Here is a 16,205-nt window from a genome sequence, read left to right as displayed (position 1 = left end):
GATATGGAGGAGTGAGAATGTCACAGAGAACAATTCAAAAGGTTCTAGTTGCAAACAGAGGGGAAATCGCTATCAGAGTCTTTAGAGCCTGTACGGAGCTCAATTTACGTACAGTAGCCATTTACTCCAAAGAAGACTCAGGTTCTTATCATCGCTATAAAGCGGATGAAGCATATCTAGTTGGAGAAGGGAAAAAGCCGATTGATGCCTACCTTGACATCGAGGGGATCATCGAAATTGCAAAACGAAATGACGTGGATGCGATTCATCCAGGATACGGATTTTTATCCGAAAACATTCATTTTGCAAGACGATGCGAAGAGGAAGGCATCCAGTTTATCGGTCCAACTTCTCAGCACTTAGATATGTTTGGAGATAAAGTAAAGGCAAGAGATGAAGCGAAAAAAGCTGGAATTCCAGTCATTCCAGGAAGTGACGGGCCAGTTGGTTCGATCAAAGAAGTCGAAACATTCGGTGAAGAATACGGTTACCCGTTTATCATTAAAGCTTCACTTGGAGGCGGCGGCCGAGGTATGCGGATTGTCAGATCGAAAGAGGAGCTAAGTGAAGCCTATGACCGTGCAAAGTCAGAAGCGAAAGCTGCTTTTGGAAATGACGAAGTATACGTTGAAAAGCTGATTGAAAATCCGAAACATATTGAAGTGCAGGTGATTGGGGATAATCACGGCAATATCATTCATTTATATGAGCGTGACTGCTCTGTTCAAAGGCGTCATCAAAAAGTCATTGAGGTTGCACCAAGTGTGTCACTTTCAAAGCAATTACGTGAAGACATCTGCGAAGCGGCTGTTCAGCTGGCGCGAAATGTGTCGTATGTCAATGCCGGGACTGTAGAATTCCTAGTCGCCAATGGCGAGTTTTATTTTATTGAAGTCAATCCAAGGGTACAGGTCGAGCATACAATCACAGAAATGATCACAGGTGTCGATATCGTTCAAACCCAAATTCTTGTTGCTAAGGGATATGACCTACATAGCAAGGAAGTCGGTATACCAAAACAAGAAGATATCTTTACACATGGATATGCCATTCAATCAAGGGTGACAACGGAAGATCCTTTGAATGACTTTATGCCGGACACAGGAAAAATTATGGCTTACCGTTCAGGCGGCGGATTTGGTGTACGTCTTGATACAGGGAATAGCTTCCAAGGTGCGGTCATTACACCTTATTACGATTCACTTTTGGTCAAGCTGTCCACGTGGGCTCTTACATTTGAGCAAGCTGCTGCTAAAATGGTTCGAAATTTACAAGAATTCAGGATTCGCGGCATTAAAACCAACATCCCATTTCTTGAAAACGTCGCAAAGCATGAGAAGTTTCTAAAAGGGGAATATGATACATCATTTATCGATTCAACACCAGAGCTATTTAACTTCCCTAAGCAAAAAGACCGCGGAACAAAAATGTTAACTTATATTGGCAACGTTACCATTAACGGGTTCCCGGGTATTTCCGAAAAAAAGAAACCTCATTTTGACAAACCAAATGTACCGAAGCTGCCTGTCCATCAAGAGATTCCGTCTGGAACAAAACAATTGTTAGACACGCATGGACCTGAGGGGCTCGCCAATTGGGTAAAAGATCAAAGCGGCGTCCTTTTAACAGATACAACCTTTAGAGATGCACATCAATCTTTGCTTGCGACACGCTTTAGAACACATGACTTAAAGAAAATTGCCCAGCCAACAGCCGGATTATGGCCAGAGCTGTTTAGTATGGAAATGTGGGGCGGTGCTACATTTGATGTGGCGTATCGTTTCTTGAAAGAAGATCCTTGGGAAAGGTTGAAAGAACTTCGTCAAGAAGTGCCAAATACCTTGTTCCAAATGCTTTTAAGATCATCGAATGCTGTCGGATATACAAACTATGCGGACAATGTGATTCAAGCATTTGTCAAGGAATCAGCAGAGGCGGGCATTGACGTGTTCCGTATTTTCGATAGCTTAAACTGGGTCAAGGGCATGACGCTTGCCATTGATTCTGTTCGTGAATCAGGCAAAGTCGCCGAGGCAGCCATTTGTTATACGGGAGATATTCTTGATCCATCACGTCCGAAGTATGATCTGACCTACTATGTCTCTCTTGCAAAGGAACTTGAATCCGCAGGTGCTCATATTTTAGGCATTAAAGATATGGCGGGATTACTGAAACCGCAGGCAGCTTACGAGCTTGTATCTGCTTTAAAAGACGAGCTCACCATTCCAATCCACCTTCATACACACGATACGAGTGGAAATGGACTATTCACCTATGCAAGAGCGATCGACGCAGGTGTTGATATTGTTGATGTTGCGGTCAGTTCGATGGCGGGGCTTACATCACAGCCAAGTGCAAGCTCATTATATTATGCATTAGATGGACATGAAAGAAAGCCAGAAATGAATGTCAAAGCGGTAGAACGTCTTTCTCAATACTGGGATTCTGTCAGAAAATATTATCATGAGTTTGAGAGCGGTATGAATTCACCGCATACAGAAATTTATGAGCATGAAATGCCTGGCGGCCAGTATAGTAACCTGCAGCAGCAGGCGAAAGGTGTCGGCCTTGGCGACCGCTGGAATGAAGTGAAAGAAATGTACAGACGTGTGAATGACATGTTTGGTGATATTGTCAAGGTCACACCTTCCTCTAAAGTGGTCGGAGACATGGCGCTTTATATGGTGCAAAATGATTTGACAGAAGAGGATGTCTACGAAAAAGGAGCAACACTGGACTTCCCAGATTCTGTTGTTGAATTATTTAAAGGCTATTTAGGACAGCCGCATGGCGGATTCCCAGAAAAACTGCAAAAACTGATTTTAAAAGGGGAAGAGCCGATTACTGTAAGACCTGGTGAGAAGCTCGAGCCAGTGGACTTTGAAGAAATTAAAAAGCAGTTCAAAGAATCACATGATCTAACGTTGACAGAACGAGATGCCATTGCCTATGCCTTATATCCGAAAGTCTTTTCTGAGTTTGTTCAAACAGCAGAAAGCTATGGGGATATCTCCGTTCTTGATACACCAACGTTCTTCTACGGGATGAGACTTGGTGAAGAGATTGAGGTAGAAATTGAAAAAGGAAAAACCCTCATTGTCAAACTGGTGTCTATTGGAGAACCGAATCCAGATGCTACAAGAGTCCTTTACTTTGAGCTGAATGGACAGCCGCGTGAAGTGGTGATTAAGGATGAAAGCATTAAATCCTCTGTTCAAGAAAAAATGAAGGCGGATCGCTCAAATCCAAATCACATTGCTGCTTCAATGCCTGGCACTGTCATCAAAGTGCTTGTTGAAAAAGGACAAAAAATTTCACAAGGTGAGCATCTGATGATCAATGAAGCCATGAAAATGGAAACAACGGTACAAGCACCATTCTCTGCAGTCGTGGATGAAATTCATGTCACGAATGGAGAGCCGATTCAAACCGGTGATCTGCTGATTGTTTTAAAACCTGAATAATGAGAGAGACACATCCATCGCGATGTGTCTTTTTTTGAGCGCATTAAAATGTGCAGTGATCTGCAGGAGTGATTAAACTATAGGATGAGGTGAAGAACGTTGGAAATTGTCGTGATATGGTTTCGCCGAGATATGCGATTGGATGATCATACGGCCTTATCAAAAGCGATCACATACGCAAAAAAACATCAGTACCCATTATTTGCTTTTTATCATCTAGATCCATTTTTTACGGAGATGGAGCTGGATTTAAACAACGAACATTTCTTTCAAAACTTGGCTCATTTCGTCAAGGAAGCGAGAGAATCTCAAGTTTATGTTCACCTTTTCCACGATGATGTCTTGTCTGCCTTTCAGCAGGTCATGGATGTTTATGACATCAAAGCCGTCTTTTTTAATGAAGATCAAGTAGGAAACGGTCACAGGCGAGATAATCAAGTGACCAATTTTTTAGAAGAAAAGGGCATTCATGTGTCAAAGTGGCAAGATACCCACCTTCATGGGGCAAGAGATATTATGAAAGCGGATGGATTTCATTATCAAGTGTTTACTCCATACTATCAATCATGGCGGAAGCAAGAGAAGCAGCCTGTGATAAAAGTTGACAAAACATTCTTCTCTAGCGGGCATATGATTTGTAACGAGTCACTTTCGCAAAAAGGAGATGACAAATTAAGAGGCATCATCAAGAGGTGCGCAAGGAAATTTGATCAAATTGGCTCAGACAAAGCGATGAACACGCTCCATACCTTTATTCAAAAGAGACTGACGCATTATCATAAGAAACGGGATATTCCGTCTGTTTTCGGAACGAGCAAACTGTCTCGGTTCTTAAAAACAGGGACAATCTCTATCCGAACGGTCTTTCATGCTATTAATGAGGAAGCCCTTTATGAAGATGAGGGCAGGGAAACATTTATTAAAGAGCTGGCGTGGCGTGATTTTTATCATATGATTTTTGCGCATTATCCAAAGATGAAACAAAAAGAAATCAATCCTTCTTTTGAAGGGATCAAATGGAATGAAGATGAGGCACTTTTTGAAGCTTGGTGCAAAGGAGAAACAGGCTTTCCGCTCGTTGATGCGGGGATGAGGCAGTTAAATGAAGAAGGCTGGATGCATAACCGCTTGAGAATGGTGACGGCTTCATTTTTAACAAAGGATTATTTGATCGATTGGAGAAAGGGCGAGGCGTACTTTGCGAAAAAACTCGTAGATTATGATGAGGCTTCGAATATCGGAGGATTTCAGTGGGCAGCCTCTGTCGGAACAGACGCCGTGCCGTACTTCCGTATTTTTAACCCCACAACTCAGTCAAAGCGATTTGATTCAAGCGGCGAATATATTAGAAGATATGTACCAGAGCTGAAGCATGTGGATGAAAAATGGATTCACGAACCGAGTAAAATGCCTATAGATGAACAAATGAAGTCGGGATGCGTAATAGGGGATACCTATCCTCTGCCTACAGTTGATCATCAAGAAAGACGCAAGAAAGCCATTTCTCTATTCGAAGAAGCAAAAGGTCAATAAAAAAATTCCCCTTTCGTATGAAAGGGGGATTTATCTTTTACCTGAATGGCTCTTTGTTTTCATATTTAAACCGCGCAATGAGTAAGCAGAAGTAGCATAAGACACCAAACAAACAAGAAATAAAGAAGGAATGAGCAAGCGCATAACCTAGTGCAAGCTGAGAATAAACAGACATGATACCTGAAATCGCTTGAAGTGTAATCAGAATGGCTGAAATGATCCATCCGTAATACAGCTGCTTCTGTTCTTTATAATGTTTAATGGCATGGAACATAGCGACAAATATCCAGACGAATAAAAGAAGGGCTGCTGCTCGGTGAGACATTTGAACCCACTGATTGAAATACGCTGGAAGTGCGCCGTCTTTTGAACAAAACGGGAAGACAGAGCAGGCAAGACTTGATTTTGTATGTCTCACATAGGCACCTGTATACACGACAATATACGTATATGTGATCAACCCATAAATATGGAACTGCATTCTTTTGCCGATATAAAGCGGCTTCACAAGTTTTGTTTCAGATCTGGTTGCTTCAAACACAAGAAGCGCAAGCAATAAGACGGAAGCAAAAGAAATGAGTGAAATACCGAAGTGCAGTGCCATGACAAGTGCGTTAGAACCAAACACGACTGCGAGTGCCCCTAACAGCGCTTGAAGCAGTAAGAATATAATGGACATGATGACCAAAAATTTGGTTTCACGGAATACTGGACTAATTTTTTTCCAGCATAAGACCGCCAGTGCCAGTACAAGAATGGTGGACACTCCTGTTGACATGCGGTGGCTCCATTCAATGATGGAAGCAGGGTTCATTTCAGGGAAGAAACGACCGTGGCAAAGGGGCCACTGTCGACCGCAGCCAAGACCCGAGCCGGTTTTTGTGACAAGCGCACCGCCAATCAGAACGATCAGCATCACAAACGTTGTGACAACGCTCAATAGCCTTAAAGCAAATTTCATCAAATGATTTCACCTTCTCTAAAAAACTTCTGAATATAACAGATGGTTGACAAAGGGCTAACAAGACCTTTGCCTTCTTTTCAGCGTCATAGACAACCTTTGCAGTCTAGAAAGGGCGAGTACCGGAGCGTAATGACATGGATGAGCACCGGCACGCAGGACTGCGGGCGCATGCGAGGGTTTGTCTACACGCTGATACATGAAAACCTCACATGCTTTCAAGTTTAAGCCAAATGCGTGTTCTGTTGCAATTCATAATGACCAAAGTTCACAAAAAAATGATATGTTAGTTCACAAAGTTTACAGATTTAGAGTGCTTGATCTTTCTTTGACAGTCTGATAGAAATAGAGGAGAGAATATTTCATTTTGCACTGCCTTCTAAAACGCACATCCTCATAAATTCACGAAAAGTTCACAAATAACTTCAAGTTTGTCGTTTATTATTTAATAGGATGTTTTTTTACAGCTCTTTATCTTGTATGATAGAGTTGTAACGATTTTACGTTTTATTCGTTCGTTTGAAGGTTTGGGCAAGGGAGGTTATACACATTGGCAAATTCCAAAACAGCTGTAGATGCAGCTATTCATGGACAAATAGAAGAAACAACAGCTTTGAAAGATTTTCTTGCACTAATTAAAATGGGCATCGTCAATTCCAATTTCATTACAACATTTACTGGAATGTGGCTTGCTTTTTATTTTACAGATATGAGTTTCCTTGGGAATCTTGATATTGTTCTGTTCACAATGATTGGTTCTTCTCTTATTATTGCCGGTTCATGCGCCATTAATAACGCGTTTGACCGTGATATTGATATACTAATGGAAAGAACAAAAACAAGACCGACGGTGACAGGTAAAATTCAGCCGGGGCAAGCGTATGCATTTGGCATTTTGCTTGTCGTACTTGGACTCATTATGCTTCTGATGACAACCGTTACATCAGCAGTGATTGGATTTATTGGTGTCTTTACTTATGCAGTTCTATACACGATGTGGTCTAAACGCCATTACACCATCAATACAGTCATTGGGAGTGTATCAGGTGCAGTTCCACCATTAATTGGCTGGACAGCTGTTACAGGCACAATCGACACAACGGCTTGGGTCCTGTTTATGATTATGTTCATCTGGCAAATCCCGCACTTCTTGTCACTTGCGATTAAGAAAACGGAGGATTACCGCAAAGCAGGTATTCCAATGCTTCCAGTCGTCTATGGCTTTGAAGTCACAAAACGCCAAATTATCATTTGGACAGCATGTCTTCTCCCGCTTCCATTTTTCTTAAGTGGATTAGGGTGGCCGATTGTCGCACTTGGCACATTGCTGAACATTGGATGGCTGGTGATTGGTCTTATGGGCTTTAAAATGAAAGACATCATGAAGTGGTCAACACTCATGTTCGTTTATTCATTAAACTACTTAACCATCTTTTTCGTTGCGATGATTATTATTACACTATTCTAGAGTGAAATACACTTTGATCACATCAAAACAATGGCTATATCTTATAACACAACATTTTCTTACAACTATGAAAGCCGCCTGATATTCTGTTCTATTTAGGCGGCTTTCTGTTTATACATAGATGGTATTTTGAGTAAAAACATCATTTTTTTATGAAAAGAGGAAATGTAAGTGCTTTTATAAGGGGCGGGGGTTATTGATGGGTGAAAGGTGATTTTATAAATAAGAGGTAAAAAGCGAAAGGCAAAGGAGATCAAGCAAAAGGGGTTGGGACAAATTATGATAAGAAAATGGCGTGTTTATTCACTGTTTCTCTTACTGACGATCGTTTTGGCCGGCTGCGGTGAACCATACTTATCAACACTCAAACCAGTTGGGGAAGTAGCAGATAAACAGTTTTTCCTAACGGTACTGAGTACACTTATTATGGTTCTTGTCGTCATTGTTGTATCGATCATTTTCTTTTACGTCATCATTAAATTCAAACGTTCTAAAGTGGGAGAAGATACGATTCCAAAACAGGTGGAAGGGAACCGCAACCTAGAAATTACGTGGACAGCGATTCCAATTCTTCTACTCATTATTCTCGTTGTACCTGTTGTGGCATACACGCTTGAGCTAGGGGATACAAGCGCTATGGATAAGAAGAAACGAGATCCTGAAAAGACACTTGTTGTGAATGTAAGAGCCAGCTTATATTGGTGGGAATTTGAATACCCTGATTATGGGATTGTCACAAGTCAGGAATTGATTGTACCGACTGACCAAAAGGTATACTTTAAGCTGAAAGCATCTGATGTGAAACACTCTTTTTGGGTTCCATCGGCTGGGGGTAAAATTGATACAAATACAGACAACGAAAACAAGTTTTATTTAACCTTTGACTCAAAACGAACGAAAAATGCTGGAGAGTATTTCTACGGGAAATGTGCGGAGCTTTGCGGCCCTTCACATGCTTTAATGGACTTTAAAGTTAAAACGCTTTCTCAGGATGAGTTTTTAGGGTGGACGAAAAAGATGGCGGATTATCAAAAGCCTTCATCTACATCAGATTTGGCCCTTGAGGGTGAAAAGCTCTTTAAAGAGAAAAACTGCTTAAGCTGTCATGCTGTAGAGCCTAGTGATGAACGGCCGGAGGCGGCAAGGACGGCTCCAAACCTTGCAACCTTCGGAGAGCGGACAAAAGTAGCTGGGATCAAAGACATGAACAAAGAAAATGTCAAGGCTTGGCTGAAAAATCCAGAGAGCTTTAAACCAGGCAATAAGATGACAGGGACGTACCCTAAATTAAATGACTCAGAAGCGGATGCACTCTACGAGTATTTAAAAGGTCTGAAAATCGAGTGATGTCTTGAACATCCTTTGAAGCTGTGCACGTTCAAAAGGGTATGTGATCTATGTGAAGTTTTTGTTAAGAGCTCCCGAATAAGTCTCTACATCCAAGAAATAGTCATCTGTCAGACACAGTCTGTTTGAGAGATCGTGAAGATAGACATTGATATGAAAAGGGGCAAATGGGAGATAAGAGGGGGATTTCATGGTGAATACAATAGCTAAAAAGCGGGGGTTTGGCGCTGTCTTATGGGATTACTTGACGACGGTTGACCACAAAAAAATTGCCGTACTGTATTTAGTGGCAGGGGGATTTTTCTTTTTGGTTGGCGGTCTGGAAGCAATGTTTATCCGTATTCAGCTAGCCATCCCAGAAAATGATTTTGTAAGTGCAGGGGTTTACAATGAAATCATGACCATGCATGGAACGACGATGATTTTCCTTGCAGCAATGCCGCTTTTATTTGCATTAATGAATGCGGTTGTACCAATTCAAATTGGTGCACGTGACGTAGCATTTCCGTTTGTGAATTCACTAGGTTTTTGGCTCTTCTTTTTCGGAGGGATTTTCTTAAACCTTGGCTGGTTTATGGGCGGGTCACCTGATGCGGGCTGGACTGCCTATGCGTCGCTCACGCTGAATTCAGAAGGGCATGGCATGGATTTCTATATTTTAGGCTTGCAGATAGCGGGTATTGGAACGCTGATTGCCGGTATTAACTTTCTTGTGACGATTATTAATATGAGAGCACCTGGCATGACGTATATGAGAATGCCGCTCTTTACCTGGACGACATTTGTTGCATCTGCACTGATTTTATTCGCATTCCCGCCGCTCACAGCAGGGCTTGCGATGCTGATGCTTGATCGAATGTTTGATACGAGCTTTTTCAATCCAGAGCTCGGAGGGAATACGATCATCTGGGAGCATTTGTTCTGGATTTTCGGACACCCGGAAGTATATATCTTGATTCTGCCGGCATTTGGAATCTTCTCTGAGATCATTCCTGTGTTTGCAAGAAAAAGATTGTTTGGTTATTCATCCATGGTATTTGCCACTGTATTGATTGGTTTCCTTGGGTTCATGGTATGGGCGCATCACATGTTTACAACGGGACTTGGACCAATTGCAAATGCGATCTTTGCCGTAGCCACGATGGCAATTGCAGTGCCAACAGGAATCAAAGTATTCAACTGGCTGCTCACTATCTGGGGCGGTAATGTGAAGTTTACAACGCCAATGCTGTATTCTGTTGCGTTCATTCCGTCGTTCTTACTTGGCGGGGTAACCGGGATCATGCTTGCAGCAGCAGCAGCAGATTATCAGTTCCATGATACGTACTTTGTTGTGGCGCATTTCCACTACGTCATTATCGGTGGGGTGGTATTCGGAATTTTAGCAGGTGTGCATTATTGGTGGCCGAAAATGTTTGGGAAATTACTGAATGAGAAACTTGGAAAAATTGGCTTTGTGTTCTTTTTCATCGGTTTCCATTTAACGTTCTTTATCCAGCATTTCCTCGGCTTATGGGGCATGCCGCGCCGGGTATTTACGTTCCTGCCGGGACAGGGTCTCGAGCTTGGGAATTTGATCAGTTCAATTGGGGCACTGTTTATGTTTGTGGCAGTCGTGATTATGCTCATTAACGTCATCTGGACAACGGCAAAAGGAGAGCGGGTGTCGAGCGATCCTTGGGGAGATGGAAGAACCCTTGAATGGGCAGTCACTTCACCTCCGCCAGAATATAACTTTAAGCAGCTACCGCTTGTACGAGGCCTTGATCCATTATGGATTGAGAAAATGGATGGTAGAAAAGGAATGACAGCATCTGAACCGCTCGATGATATTCACATGCCGAATAATTCCATCTTGCCTATCATTATCTCATTCGGTCTATTTGTGTCAGCGTTTGGTTTCATGTATCGTCAAGAGCACGACTGGGGTCTTCCAGTGATTTTCATTGGTCTTGGCATCACATTTACGACCATGCTGGTCAGGTCTCTTAAAGATGATCATGGATACCATATTCACAAAGAAGATTTGACGGATGACGATGATAAAGGGGTGAAAGCATAATGGAACCACAAAAAATGACAGCGGAAACCTTTCCGGCTTCTCCAGAGAAAGCCACGTTAGAAGGAAAGAATAAGTTCGTCGGGTTCTGGTTGTTTCTTGGGGGAGAAACCGTCCTGTTCGCATCTTTGTTCGCCACTTACTTGGCGCTGAAAAATTCGAATGCAGGCGGAGCAAAAACAACCGAAATGTTTGACCTCACACTTGTCTTTATTGCCACAATGCTCCTGTTAACGAGCAGTTTAACGAGTGTGTATGCCATGTATCATATGAAAAACTTTGCCTTTAAAAAAATGCAGCTTTGGCTCGGTGTCACTGTTCTTTTAGGTGCTGGATTTTTAGGGGTTGAAATTTATGAGTTTTATCACTATGTGCATGCGTATGAATTTACCATTACCAGCTCTGCACTTGGCTCTTCCTTCTATACACTTGTAGGAACACACGGAGCTCACGTTGCATTTGGGCTTTGCTGGATCACCGCTCTTATGATTCGGAATATGAGACGCGGACTCGATTTATACAATGCACCAAAATATTATGTGGCAAGCCTTTATTGGCATTTCATTGATGTTGTGTGGGTCTTCATCTTTACCGTTGTATATTTAATGGGAATGGTGGGATAAGAATGGGAAATAAAAACACAAATCAGTCCAAAGTCGATCTTGTCTATCGTAAAAAGAAAAATGCCGAAGAAATGAAGCATCAGCTCATTTCTTTCGGCTTGATGATTGGTTTAACGTTTGTTGCCTTTTTAACGATCGCCTCTGAAGACGTCGGAAATTGGTTCGCAGTCCCTTTTATTTTACTGCTTGCAGTCATTCAGGTGGCCTTCCAGCTTTATTATTTTATGCACATGAACCAAAAAGGGCATGAAACACCCGCGTTGTTTCTTTACTCAGGTGTGTTTGTCGCGTTTATTACCGTTTTAGCCTTTTTGACCATTATTTGGTGGTAAGCCCGCTTTGCCCTTGAAGGAGGCGCAGCAATGGAAAACTTAGAGATATTCGGATTCCGGGCTTTATGGAGTCCTTACTATTTGATATGTATTGTGGTTGCAGCTGCTTTTTATTTGCTTCTTGTGACAAAGGGAAAGCACCGTGCGACGGTGAAAGAGAAAACGCTGTTTCTGACTGGGCTTGTTTTGTTATATGCAGTGAAGGGCAGTCCGATTGATTTAATGGGGCATATTATGTTCAGTGCACATATGGCGCAAATGGCTGTGCTCTATTTAGTCATCCCGCCGCTTCTGATCACAGGTTTACCTGCTGCGATTTGGGAGCGGATCATTCAGACGCGAGGCATTCAGGCTGTTTTTCGTTTGTTTTCCAAGCCTTTGATTGCCCTCCTTGGATTTAACGGATTGTTTTCGCTGTATCATATTCCGCTTGTGTTTGATTTTGTTAAAACCGATCCGTTTTATCATGCATTGATGACAGTTGTTATCTTTATCGCTGCCTTTTTCATGTGGTGGCCGCTTGTCCATAAAGTCCAAAGTCAGCCGCAGATCACGGGTATTTTAAAGCTGGGGTATATTATGGCAGATGGTATTTTAATGACACCTGCCTGTGCACTCATTATGTTTAGTGAGGCACCTATCTATGCGACCTATTCAGATGCCGGCGCATGGATTCAAGCACTTCATCTATGTGTGCCAAGTGATATGCTCACAGGACTTGCGCTCACTGGCCCTGACATGTTTCATACGTTGCCGCTGCTAGAAGATCAGCAGCTAGGCGCTATTTTAATGAAAATTATTCAGGAGATTGTATACGGCTCGATTCTTGCTGTTGTTTTCTTTGACTGGGCAAGAAAGGAAAGAGCGAAAGATGCCGTACCAGATGCGCTCATTCCGAAATATGAATAAATAAAAAGCACAGCCAGAGGGGCTGTGCTTCCAAATTGTTGACAAAGGGCTAAAATGATCTTGATTTTAGCCCTTTGTCTTCTTTTATGCTTCAGCAGTCATAGATTCTAGTTTTTCTTTCAATTGGTTCAGCGTTTTTTGGCTTGATTGAATAAGAGATTTAGGGAAGTCTTCGCCTTCTCCATATTCAACACCGTGCGGATAGTAGTGTTTTCCAAGTAAAGGTGTCAGTAGTTGGATGTGTGCTTTTTTGGAGCCGACATCTCCTTCTGTGGCGTATCCGGAGATTCGTAAATAAAATGTTCCCTCTACCATCTTGTACTTCTTGTCGTACGTCACGCGTTCATAATCCCATTGATCGGCTCGTACAAATCCTTCACTTTCCATAATAAAATCCAATTTATTTAAGTCAGCTGATACCTCTTCAATTCCCGTTCCTTCAAACTTCACCCAAAACCCCTCCTTATAAAAATTCCCTTTACTGACAATCATAGTATGAAAGCGTTAAACTTTCAACTGTGAAAGGTATGTTCTTTTATAAGCTGGTTACAGTAATAAAGAAAATAACGGATGGAGGAATCAACGTGAAAACGAAAAAAATCAAAGATATCATGACGAAAAAAGTAGTGACTTGCCAAAAGGACGATAATGCCTACGAAGCGGCAGTCAAAATGAGAGATGCTGACATCGGTGCCATTCCAGTAGTTGATGGAGATCAGCTCGTTGGCATTGTAACAGACCGTGACCTTGTACTGCGAGGCATTGCTGAGAAAAAGCCAAATTCACAGGAAATTGACGCACTGATGACAAAGGAAGTATTGACAGCTGAAGAAGATGCCACGCTAGAAGAAATCGTACGGTTGATGTCCGAACATCAGCTTCGCCGTATCCCCGTTGTCAAAAACGGAGCACTAACGGGAATCGTTGCCCTTGGAGATTTATCAGTCGAAGATTTATCGAATGATCGTGCGGGAGATGCGCTGACGGAAATCTCTCAACAGGATCAAGATCATGGACAAGGATTTCTTCACTAGAGGGGCATATTTTAAATTCGTGTTAAATAGGCTGTATTGTCGTTGATAAATGGCGCAAGTTTTGTTTAAATGACAGTAGAAGGTACTTTTTGTACCTTGCCAATTTAACGGAGGTGTTTATTTGAAAACTGTGCTTAAAACACTCTTCATCCTCCTGATTATATCTGGAACGTATGTTCTGTTTATTCAATATGGATCTTCACCAGAAAAAGATAACAGCAATGAGCCGAAGGTGTCTAATGAAGAAACATCTAGCGATAAGCCGATCAATATCCCTAAAAAGGGCCTCATGTCCTTTATGGGGAAGTCTTCAAACGAAGTGCTTAAACAGCTGGGAGAACCAGATCGCATTGATCCTTCCGCATATGATTATGACTGGTGGATATACAACCAATCGAAGAAACACTATATTCAAGTAGGGGTAAAGGACAGTAAAGTGGTGACCTTGTTTGCAACTGGGGATGGCCTGAATGTTGAACCATTTAAAATCGGTCAAGCCACGAGTGAAGTATTTAAAAAGACACAAATCGCTCCTTACATTCATGTAGAGGATGAGCAAAATTCATATCGCTTTGAATTCTCAGAAGATGATATGAACACAAGGCCGACGGTGAAAGTGGGAGATGATGTGTATGTCCAGCTCTATATGGATAAGTTTGAAGGCACTCTTTCGAGCATCAGAGCCTTTAACGCAGATACATTTGTGAAACAAAAGCCATATGAAGTCGTTTACCGAGGTCAATTGATTGAGCCTGACGCCATCTCGGGTGAAAAGTGGAAAGATATTGAAGCTTCCAGTCAAAAACAAATTTTTGATATGACCAATATTATCCGGCATAAGTACAAACTGCCGACCTTAAAGTGGGATGATGAAACGTCTGAAGTGGCATTTATGCATAGTGAGGACATGAAAGAGAATCACTATTTTTCCCATGACTCTAAAAAGTACGGGACGCTAAAAGACCGGTTAGAAAGAGGCGAAGTCACATTTCAGCTTGCTGGGGAAAACATTGCCTATAATTATGTAGACGGCCCTGCAGCCGTAGAAGGCTGGCTGAATAGTGAAGGTCACCGGAAGGCGCTATTAAATCAGGATTATACGCACCTTGGCGTCGGTGTGAAAGAAAAGTACTATACACAAAACTTCATTAAGAAAACGTCTTAACACTCAAACAGCTGCGCAATCATCGCGGCTGTTTTTTTATAAAAAAGAGGCTCACCAAAACAGATGCTGGTGTATATAGTATAGTAGGCATTTGTATGGGGGGTGAGGATATGACAAATAAACAAAAGCAAACATCCATTGATGAATTTAAACAGTTCGTCAGACGCCATCCGAAATTAATTCAAGAAGTGCAGACGCAAGAAAAAAGCTGGCAAAGCTTATACGAGAATTGGGTCATGTTTGGTGAGGAAGATGAGATGTGGTCTCCTTACCGTCAAGAACCATCTGAAGAAGGAAAAGAAAAAAAAGATAAAGCCACTAAGAAAAGTGAACCAGGAAAAGCAGATTTTATGTCTAAAATGGTTTCTGCTGTGAAAAAAATGGACGCTGATCAAATGAATGAACAAATTAATAAAATGAGCCAGTCTATTTCCTCTTTACAAAGCTTACTCGGTCAATTTTCATCAAATGGCTCAAAGAAGGGTTCATCTGGAGGCAGCCAGCACCCATTCTCCTTCAGGAAAGATTAATGGAAAGGGGATGCTTTTGGTGCGGAGAGAAGTACAAGAGTTTGTCATGGCCGAAGAGGATCGAATCAAATTCATCAGGCAACGTCCGCTCTGGTACAGACAGCTGACGCGGCATCCTGAAAATCTAAATTCCTTTGAATTAGATAAAATGAACTTTTACGAAAAAACCATTCCTCATCGTGTGAGTCAGTTGAGCAATAGTGTCCAAATGGCTGAAATGATGATTCAGATGTTTCAAGCAATGCGCAATCAAAATGGAGCCGGGTGAGGCTTTTTTGAGTTGATTAAGATGTCTATTTCATGAGCATCCTATGAAAGTAGACGAAAGGAGAATCAGATCATGAAATGGATGCTGTCAATATGCGCATTGCTTTTTCTTGTCACCGGGTGTCAAAGTCAACATGAAAAAGAGCAAGTAACGAAGCAGGAACAAGCAGTACCAGTCTTACAGCAGACGCAAAGTGAAATGAAGCAGCAAGGCTTTTTAAAATACAAAGTGCAGGGATCGGTGGTCTATATAGAAAGTACACTTCAAGATGTTCATCTTGAGCCTTCTCCCTTAAGAAAGGATCAGAAGACAGGGTATTTTACTGTATATGTAGACGGGAAACGTGCGGGCAATGAGTATACTGCTGCGTTTGTGGTCAAGCATCTTTCAAAGGGAAAGCATAAAATGACCGTTGTGCTGAATTCTCGTCACCCCGAATATAAGCAGAAAAGAGAAACATGGGATGTATTTGTCATGTAAAAGCATTTTCTGATCCATAGGTTTCATGGTAA

The 16,205-nt window shown here is 41.9% G+C and carries 15 protein-coding genes; 13 read left to right on the top strand and 2 right to left on the bottom strand.

Annotation, left to right across the window (positions count from 1 at the left end; all coding sequences use genetic code 11):
- Window positions 1-17 precede the first annotated feature (17 nt).
- Entirely contained in the window at window positions 18-3,464 is a 3,447-nt protein-coding gene (gene pyc, locus BA1_RS00995; RefSeq protein ID WP_008354743.1) for a pyruvate carboxylase, read from the top strand.
- A 99-nt stretch (window positions 3,465-3,563) separates the two neighbouring features.
- Window positions 3,564-4,997, top strand: coding sequence for a cryptochrome/photolyase family protein (locus BA1_RS00990; RefSeq protein WP_008354741.1), 1,434 nt, complete (start codon window positions 3,564-3,566; stop codon window positions 4,995-4,997).
- 37 nt (window positions 4,998-5,034) lie between these two features.
- On the opposite strand, the gene BA1_RS00985 is transcribed toward BA1_RS00990, so the two are convergent.
- A complete protein-coding gene (locus BA1_RS00985; protein ID WP_008354740.1) occupies window positions 5,035-5,958 on the bottom strand; it encodes a COX15/CtaA family protein in 924 nt (307 codons plus the stop codon).
- 550 nt (window positions 5,959-6,508) lie between these two features.
- Between BA1_RS00985 and cyoE the strand changes: the two genes are divergently transcribed.
- From cyoE to ctaG, 6 genes are all read left to right on the top strand, one after another.
- Entirely contained in the window at window positions 6,509-7,426 is a 918-nt protein-coding gene (gene cyoE / locus BA1_RS00980; RefSeq protein WP_008354737.1) for a heme o synthase, read from the top strand.
- A gap of 279 nt (window positions 7,427-7,705) precedes the next feature.
- Complete coding sequence (gene coxB, locus BA1_RS00975; RefSeq protein ID WP_008354735.1) at window positions 7,706-8,773, top strand: cytochrome c oxidase subunit II; 1,068 nt, start codon at window positions 7,706-7,708, stop codon at window positions 8,771-8,773.
- Between the two features lie 190 nt (window positions 8,774-8,963).
- Window positions 8,964-10,835 (top strand): cytochrome c oxidase subunit I, encoded by a 1,872-nt coding sequence (ctaD, locus tag BA1_RS00970; RefSeq protein ID WP_034738121.1) that lies wholly within the window; start codon window positions 8,964-8,966, stop codon window positions 10,833-10,835.
- Window positions 10,835-11,455 carry a cytochrome c oxidase subunit III gene (gene ctaE, locus BA1_RS00965; RefSeq protein ID WP_008354731.1) on the top strand — a complete coding sequence of 207 codons (621 nt, stop codon included), beginning with the start codon at window positions 10,835-10,837 and terminating at the stop codon, window positions 11,453-11,455. The genes ctaD and ctaE overlap by 1 nt, the downstream gene beginning before the upstream one ends.
- A 2-nt stretch (window positions 11,456-11,457) precedes the next feature.
- A complete protein-coding gene (gene ctaF / locus BA1_RS00960; RefSeq protein WP_003211520.1) occupies window positions 11,458-11,787 on the top strand; it encodes a cytochrome c oxidase subunit IVB in 330 nt (109 codons plus the stop codon).
- A 30-nt stretch (window positions 11,788-11,817) separates the two neighbouring features.
- Window positions 11,818-12,696 carry a cytochrome c oxidase assembly factor CtaG gene (ctaG, locus tag BA1_RS00955; RefSeq protein ID WP_008354729.1) on the top strand — a complete coding sequence of 293 codons (879 nt, stop codon included), beginning with the start codon at window positions 11,818-11,820 and terminating at the stop codon, window positions 12,694-12,696.
- A gap of 84 nt (window positions 12,697-12,780) precedes the next feature.
- On the opposite strand, the gene BA1_RS00950 is transcribed toward ctaG, so the two are convergent.
- Window positions 12,781-13,146: a YugN family protein gene (locus tag BA1_RS00950; protein ID WP_008354728.1), complete on the bottom strand. Its 366-nt coding sequence runs from the start codon at window positions 13,144-13,146 to the stop codon at window positions 12,781-12,783.
- 161 nt (window positions 13,147-13,307) lie between these two features.
- On the opposite strand from BA1_RS00950, the gene BA1_RS00945 reads away from it, so the two are divergent.
- The 5 genes from BA1_RS00945 to BA1_RS00925 all read left to right on the top strand — a co-directional run bounded on the left by BA1_RS00945 (window position 13,308) and on the right by BA1_RS00925 (window position 16,173).
- Window positions 13,308-13,730, top strand: coding sequence for a CBS domain-containing protein (locus BA1_RS00945; protein ID WP_034738137.1), 423 nt, complete (start codon window positions 13,308-13,310; stop codon window positions 13,728-13,730).
- Window positions 13,731-13,851: 121 nt separating this feature from the next.
- The gene (locus BA1_RS00940; protein ID WP_008354724.1) at window positions 13,852-14,895 is read left to right on the top strand and encodes a CAP domain-containing protein; all 1,044 of its coding nucleotides are present in this window, start codon (window positions 13,852-13,854) and stop codon (window positions 14,893-14,895) included.
- A gap of 110 nt (window positions 14,896-15,005) precedes the next feature.
- Window positions 15,006-15,425, top strand: a complete 420-nt coding sequence (locus BA1_RS00935; RefSeq protein WP_008354722.1) for a YlbD family protein — start codon at window positions 15,006-15,008, stop codon at window positions 15,423-15,425.
- 19 nt (window positions 15,426-15,444) lie between these two features.
- Window positions 15,445-15,693 (top strand): YlbE-like family protein, encoded by a 249-nt coding sequence (locus BA1_RS00930; RefSeq protein WP_008354720.1) that lies wholly within the window; start codon window positions 15,445-15,447, stop codon window positions 15,691-15,693.
- A 72-nt stretch (window positions 15,694-15,765) separates the two neighbouring features.
- A complete protein-coding gene (locus BA1_RS00925) occupies window positions 15,766-16,173 on the top strand; it encodes a hypothetical protein (RefSeq protein ID WP_008354719.1) in 408 nt (135 codons plus the stop codon).
- Window positions 16,174-16,205 lie beyond the last annotated feature (32 nt).

Origin of the sequence: Bacillus xiamenensis, assembly GCF_000300535.1 — a bacterium.
In the GTDB taxonomy this organism is placed as follows: Bacteria; Bacillota; Bacilli; order Bacillales; family Bacillaceae; genus Bacillus; species Bacillus xiamenensis.
The sequence above is the reverse complement of the archived record's forward strand: the minus strand, read 5'-3'. Positions and strand labels throughout refer to the sequence as shown.